This is a genomic window from Methylomonas sp. BG-2 (genome assembly GCF_057766305.1).
In genome coordinates, this window is the sequence record NZ_JBYMAP010000210.1 from 1 (window position 1) to 6,684 (window position 6,684).

The following is a 6,684-nucleotide window of genomic DNA, read 5'->3' on the forward strand; positions in this document are numbered from 1 at the left end:
GGGTTTTGTCGGCGTAAACCACGATGTCGGAAAACACATTGGGTACGCGGTGTTCGACGGCCACTTCTATGTCTATCTGTTCCGGGCTGTAGCCGTAATCCAACACCAGCGACAAATAGGCGGCGGCGCGAACTTTTTCTTCCGGGTCGGTGTAGCGCAAGCGTTTGTTTGGGGTTTTGTAGACGATGTTTTTTTGTTCGGCATCAAACGCGATGAGGCCCTTGGCAAGGCCTTGGTCGATGAGTGGGTTCATGAGGTTCTCGTTGATTATATTTGAGATTGTTTGTTTGAATTGGGATATGCCAATGTCTCGCTAAAGCTTGTCATCCGGCAATCCCTCGGCAGGCGCATACGCCCAGCAGTTACGGATGGATTGTGCTTCTCTCGTCCAGCACCAGCGAACTCCACCAGTCGGAATCCAGCGCCGGCAATGTGGCTGACAATAGTCTGACCAGTTGTTGATTGAGTAAGCCGAGGATGTCCATATTGGGTTGACTGAGTCCGGAATGAGGATGACTGGTTAGTTTATGAGCTGGGTGTTTTAGCTAATTTTCCAGGCAAAGTCACGTTGCCATCGGCGAATGATCGTAAAAGCCTTAAGCTACTGGGCTAAGCGACGTCAACAAAATACTGACGGGCTTGGGGCTTAAGCCCCATGTCCACAGTAGTTTCCTGCTTGGCGGGTTGCTTGAGGCACACTTTGGACCACATCGGTTTGAATAGCGATTTCCCAAGCCCGGATTTGCCGTTAGAGCGATTCGTTGCTACAGTTCGGCGCAACTGACGACTGGGCCGGAGGCTTGAATGCGGCTGTTTCCCTTAAAATTCCGCGCCGGCCTCGGCTTGGCCCTGAGCGGGCTGTTGACGGCCGCCGCGCAGGCCGCGCCGAGCGACGATCCCGACATCCTGGCCCGGCGCGGCCAGCAACGGCTGTTGCCGACCGACGCCAGCCAGCCGCCGACGTTGGCCTTGAGCCAGCCGGCCGGCGGCTGGACCAGCGGTTTGCAGATCAAGGTGGAAGGGTCTTGTTCCGATCCGGCCGCCGATCCGGTTGTCGTTAATATCAACGGCGTGCGCTACTACGTGCGCAACGTTAACGGCGGCTTTTCAAGGTCGTTCCCGGCCGCGAAGGGCAAGAATTCGGTGATCGCCGAATGCGCCAACGCGGCCGGCGTCGCCAAGGCGTCCACCACGGTGGACGCGGTGATCGCACCGATACCGCTGAAAGTGGTGTTGACCAGCGACAGTGACGGCGTTTACACCGACTTGCACATCTACGAACCCGACAACACCCACGTTTACTGGGCCGATACCAACTCGACCAGCGGCGGCATTTTCTTTTTAAACCAGAACGGCGACAACTTCGACCAAGCCGGTTACGGTCCCTACTTATACGTGCACCCGGCCCCGCCGGTCGGCGTGTTCCGCGTCGATACCAATTACTGGCCGGGCGGCGCGGTGCAGCATACCGTGGCGAATTTGGACATCATTCTCGACGAAGGTTTGCCCAGCGAAAGCCGGCGCCGGGTGCAAAAGCCGCTGGCCCGGCCCGGCGAAACCCAAACCCTGGCCTACGTGGTGATTCAAGGCAATCGCCGGCCGGCGAAAATCTACGTGCCCGGCCAGGATGCCGAACGCGATATGCCGGCGGAAGTGCGCGACTACATCAAGCACGAACCCAAGCGCGAAGGCGAAGCCGGCGCCGAGGAGCTGGGCTATCTGGCCCCGGCCGACGAGGACGCGCTGCGCGCGGTGGTCAGCAACGTCGCCTTGCTGCAGGCGCGCAAAATCAGTCCGCTATGGGAAACCAAACAACGCGATTGCGCCGGCCTGGTGCGCTTTGCCTACCGCACCGCACTGGAGCCGCGCGACGCGGCCCGCACCGCCAAATTGGGCGTGCCGGCCAAGCTGAATCTGCCGCCCTTGTCCGAGCAGGCGCGGCAAACGCTGCCGGCCTATCCGCAACTGTGGCAGACCGGGCTCGCCGCCGGCCAGCCGCGTTACGGCCATTTCGCCGATGCCGAGACCTTGATCGGTTACAACTTTCGGCTGAAATCCCGCGACTTGGCGGCGGCTCGAAACGGCGACCTGCTGGTCTATCAAAAGCCCTTGATCAACGACGAACCCTACCATCTGATGCTGTTTGCCACCGGCCGGGCCGAGAATCTGGCTGTCTACCATAACGGCGCCCAGGGCGAGGACGGCCAGGTGCGGGTGGTCAGGATCGCCGAATTATTGGAGTCGCCCGATCCGGTCTGGATACCCCGGCCGGAAAATCCGTATTTTCTAGGAGTGTACGAATGGAACCGCTTACGCCCGCAAAACGCCTGACGGCGATGGCCGCCGCCGCGACACTGGTCGTGACGGCCGGCATCGTCGCTTATCGGCAGTTGACCGAGAAGCCGCTGGGGCAATTGACCAGGGCCGGACTGCCGATGCTGGATTTGGCCGTGCAATTGACCGACGCCGACGGCAACGTGTTGCCGGCCGAAGGCTCGCGGGTGGCTAACGGCGAGCCGGCGCCGGCGGGCGACGAACACTGTCCGGCCTTGAGTGGCGGCGATACCGCCTCGGCGACCGCCGTTGACGCCAGCGTGCCGCGCGCCGACGATTGCCCGCACCGGGCGGCTTGGTACGTCAAGAAACATCCGGTGGCAATGACCTTGCGGTTCAACGACGGCGCGGCTTTCTTGAACTGGTGGGACCGGCAGCCGCGGCTGCAAGCCTTGACCGACGACCGTTTCGTGCACGGCCTGTTTTTCGGATTGCTGCAAAGTCTGAAGGTGCGGGCCGAGCAGCTCAATCTGGACGGCTTGCAAGGCGAGTTTCTGCAACAACTGCTGCGCGACGCGCTGGGCGCCGACGCCGAACTGCATTACGACATGGCCCACGCCGGCCAAGGTTGGGTGCTGAGTTATCGGCGTAGCGCCAGCCGCTACAGCGACCGGGCCATGCCGGCGCTGGCCGGCTTATTGGCGACCAGCGGCTACCGGGTCGGCAAATTGCCCCAGCCGATTCTGGAAACCCGGATCGGCCCGCAAAAGCTGTTTTTTACCGAATACCAGGGCCGGGTATATCTGGCGCAAGGCCTGGAAGCGCTGCTGAACGTGATCGACAGCGTCGCGGCGCCAGCCGAAGCCGGCGCCGCGCCGTTGAGCCTAACCTTGCGCGCCGAAGCCTTCATCGGGCATTTGCTGCCGGTGTTGGTCGGCGAAGCCGAATACCCGCTGCGTTGGGATTTCGCGCTGACCGAAGGCGAGCTGGGCGCGCTGCAACTGCCGCCGGCGCTTTGGCAAACCCGCTTGCACGGCCAATTGTTCGAAGGCGTGCTGGCCAGCATTCCGCACGACGCGTTTGCCGGTGTCGCCGCCAGCCTGGCGCTGCCGCCGACCTGGACGCTGGACGACTGGCGCGGCTTGGCGACCAATGGTCCGGACGCGACGGCGCCCGGACCCGAGGCGGCCGGTATCGCGCTGATCTGGGATTTCAATGCCGACAGCCCGGCCGGCGCGGTCGGGGTGGTGGTTGCCAATCCCGGCCAACCGCAAGCCAGCGCCGCCTACGCCCAATATTTGAAAAATTCCGATCTCGGCGCCGAATGCGCCGGCGGCAGTCTGTTTTTGGCCGCCAGTTCGGAAAGTCTGTTGACGCGGATGAAGGATGCCTGCGCGCGGCAATCGCTGAGCCCGCTGGATTGGCAGCGCGGCGCCGAAAAATCGCGCTGGCAAGCCGCTCAACTGGCGGCCTTCGTCAATCCTGGCGCCGGCATACGCGAATTGTTTCTGGCCGGCGGCGCCGGCGAGACCGCGCAGGACAGCAACGAATTCGCGCCGCGCTGGCAGCAGGATTACGCCAATGCCAAGGCCGCGATGCGCCGCGACGGCGACAAACTGTTCGCCGGGTTGCCCATTTTCAGTTACGCTGGACGCGCCGATACCAACGGCGCCCGCCTGACCGGGCGCTTGCTGGCCCAATGAGCCGCCAGCACCGCCGATCGGTCTAGGCGCTGGGCAAATAGCCGGCTCCGAGGTAGGCTAGACGGCCATCCCCCTGCGATTTTCACAGATGAAATACAAAATTCCGATCGCCACGACGTTACTGGCCTTGGCCGGCGCGATTTGGCTGGCCAACCGCAAGCCGGCGCCGATCGAAGTCGAAGTCTATACCTTGGCCGAGGGCGAGGTGCGCGCTACCGTCGCCAACACCCGGGTCGGCACCGTTAAAGCCTGCCGGCGCGCCTATCTGGCACCGGCCACCGGCGGCCAGGTCGCCGATTTGCACGTGCGCGAGGGCGACAAAGTAAAGCAAGGCCAAGTACTGTTGGAAGTCTGGAATCAGGACTTGCGCGCGCAAGTCGCGTTGCAACAAGCCCAGATCGACGCCAACCGCGCCGCCGCCGAGCAGGCCTGCCAACTGGCCGGCGGCGCCGAGCGCGAAGCGGCCAGAATCAGCCGACTAAGCCAGCGCAACCAAATCGTTTCGGCCGAGCAAGTCGATAAGTCGGTGACCGGCGGCAAGGCGCAACGCGCCGCCTGCAAGGCCGCGCAACTCGCCGTCGCGGTGGCGGAAGCTCAGCTCGGCGTCGCCGAGGCCGCGGTCCGGCGCACGCTGGTTAAGGCGCCGTTCGACGGCACCGTCGCCGAAATCAACGCCGAACTCGGCGAATTCGTCACGCCGTCGCCGCCCGGCATTCCGACCCTGCCGCCGATCGATCTGCTCGACTTGAGTTGTTTGATCGTGTCGGCGCCGATCGACGAGGTCGATGCCGCCGCGCTGAAAACCGGCATGACCGCCTGCGTGTCGCTGGACGCGTTTCCGGACAAGCGCTGCTCCGGCGTGGTCAGCCGCATCGCGCCCTACGTACTGGAAAAGGAAAAGCAGGCGCGTACCGTCGAGGTCGAGGTGACGCTGAAAGACCCGAAAGACCTGGTCGAACTGATGCCCGGCTACAGCGCCGACATCGAAGTGCTGCTGAACCGGAAGGAACGGGCTTTGCGCTTACCGGCCGAAGCCATTCTGGAAAACAACCGGGTATTGGCGATAGACGCCGACGGCATCTTACGCGAGCGCAATTTCAAGCCCGGCTTGACCAACTGGAGCTACACCGAAGTGCTGGACGGCCTGCAAACCGGCGAACGGGTGGCGACTTCAATCGGCAAGGAAGGCGTCAAGGCTGGCGCGGGGGTCAGGGCCGCGCAATGATCCGCTTGACCGGCATCAGCCGGCAATTCCAGGTCGGTGAACAAACCGTGCGAGCCTTGCGCGGCATCGACTTGCAGGTGGCGCGCGGCGACTACCTGTCGGTGATGGGGCCGTCCGGCTCGGGCAAATCGACCTTGCTGAACATCATCGCATTGCTGGACCAGCCCAGCGCCGGAAGCTACCGGCTGAACGATCGGGATGTCACCCAACTCAGCGACGACGAGTTGGCGCGAACCCGGCGCGACAATATCGGCTTCGTGTTTCAGTTTTTTCATCTGATCCCGCGCCTGACCGCCGCCGAAAACGTCGAAATGCCGATGATCCTGGCCGGCATCCCGGCCAAGCAACGCCGCGAACGGGTGCGCGAGGCGCTAGCCTCGGTGAACTTGGCCGACCGCGCCGAACACCGCCCGAACCAACTGTCCGGCGGCCAGTTGCAGCGCATCGCCATCGCCCGCGCGATGATCATGCGCCCGGCCATCCTGCTGGCCGACGAGCCGACCGGCAATCTGGACAGCCAGTCCGGCCTGGAAATCGTCGAACTGTTGGAAAACCTGAATCGGCAAGGCGTCACGCTGATGGTCATCACCCACGACCCCAAGCTAGGCGCGCGCGCCGGCAGGCAGGTCAGGATAGTGGACGGGGCGTTGGTTTGAAGTGCGGCGGTGCTTGGCAAACTTCCAATACATCGGGCCTTGCCAAGATTGGCGGCACTTTCCGGTCGCTCGCCGGGTGAATCAGGCAGGTCAGTGTCCCGCCGCCAGGCATCCGATCAAGTAGATGGATACGGATTGTTCAGCAGCTTGGTCAACACTCGCCAAGTTTCCAGCTTCCGTTCAAAGCTCATCGCGGCGTTGGCCGGGCTAGTCGAAGGCAAACGGATAAGCTGAAATTTTTGGCGATAGCGTCCGCCGTCAAAATGCTTGTTGAACATTTTTTCGGCCGTTGTTCCGTTAAACAATATCGCTTGGATTTTGCCGTGGCTTTCGAAGAAGCTATTGAAGTCATTGATTACGACGCTGGTAAGGTCGATATCGGAATCCAGGCTGCTGGCGCGGCGGCATCGCTTCATGACATCCCACAAAGCAACGCCGGATTGGGTCAGTCCGTTTAATCGCTCGACATACGGGGAATCGGGGTTGATACCCAATAGGTGACCAATAATTGGCCAGAATTGATTCCTGGGATGCGCGTAGTATTGCTGTTCTTGCAGTGAGCGAATGCCGGGTATGCTGCCTAGAACCAACACTCTGGCATTCGTCTCCGCCACGGCCTGGAAGCTCTCGATTGTCGTCATGTGGTTACGATCGTCGTTGATATTTTCATTTCATGGAATCGGTGGTTTCCGCCTCGCGTTGATGCGACGGGCGAATGCGTTTTCACTGCTTTAGTAACAAACGCGTCTTCGTTTAAAAGGCGTCGTCCTTATCCGCATACTTATCGGATAGTCGCAATAGCACCAGCGACGCCCCCGTGCCGCCC

At 62.0% G+C, this 6,684-nt stretch carries 7 protein-coding genes; 4 read left to right on the forward strand and 3 right to left on the reverse strand.

What is annotated here, in order from left to right; genetic code table 11:
* Both AC3B8H_RS16670 and AC3B8H_RS16675 read right to left on the reverse strand, forming a co-directional pair.
* A partial coding sequence (locus tag AC3B8H_RS16670) for a hypothetical protein (protein WP_488442674.1) occupies positions 1-253 on the reverse strand: 253 nt, incomplete at its 3' end.
* A 109-nt stretch (positions 254-362) separates the two neighbouring features.
* The gene (locus tag AC3B8H_RS16675; protein ID WP_488442675.1) at positions 363-485 is read right to left on the reverse strand and encodes a hypothetical protein; all 123 of its coding nucleotides are present in this window, start codon (positions 483-485) and stop codon (positions 363-365) included.
* A gap of 319 nt (positions 486-804) precedes the next feature.
* On the opposite strand from AC3B8H_RS16675, the gene AC3B8H_RS16680 reads away from it, so the two are divergent.
* From AC3B8H_RS16680 to AC3B8H_RS16695, 4 genes are all read left to right on the forward strand, one after another.
* Entirely contained in the window at positions 805-2,331 is a 1,527-nt protein-coding gene (locus tag AC3B8H_RS16680) for a DUF1175 family protein (protein ID WP_488442676.1), read from the forward strand.
* The gene (locus tag AC3B8H_RS16685) at positions 2,301-3,977 is read left to right on the forward strand and encodes a hypothetical protein (protein WP_488442677.1); all 1,677 of its coding nucleotides are present in this window, start codon (positions 2,301-2,303) and stop codon (positions 3,975-3,977) included. Before AC3B8H_RS16680 ends, AC3B8H_RS16685 begins: the two co-directional genes overlap by 31 nt.
* Positions 3,978-4,065: 88 nt before the next feature.
* Positions 4,066-5,202 carry an efflux RND transporter periplasmic adaptor subunit gene (locus AC3B8H_RS16690; protein WP_488442678.1) on the forward strand — a complete coding sequence of 379 codons (1,137 nt, stop codon included), beginning with the start codon at positions 4,066-4,068 and terminating at the stop codon, positions 5,200-5,202.
* Positions 5,199-5,858 carry an ABC transporter ATP-binding protein gene (locus AC3B8H_RS16695; RefSeq protein ID WP_488442679.1) on the forward strand — a complete coding sequence of 220 codons (660 nt, stop codon included), beginning with the start codon at positions 5,199-5,201 and terminating at the stop codon, positions 5,856-5,858. Before AC3B8H_RS16690 ends, AC3B8H_RS16695 begins: the two co-directional genes overlap by 4 nt.
* Positions 5,859-5,974: 116 nt before the next feature.
* Here the strand turns inward: AC3B8H_RS16695 and AC3B8H_RS16700 are convergent, their stop codons facing one another.
* Positions 5,975-6,499 (reverse strand): DNA-deoxyinosine glycosylase, encoded by a 525-nt coding sequence (locus AC3B8H_RS16700; protein WP_488442680.1) that lies wholly within the window; start codon positions 6,497-6,499, stop codon positions 5,975-5,977.
* Positions 6,500-6,684 lie beyond the last annotated feature (185 nt).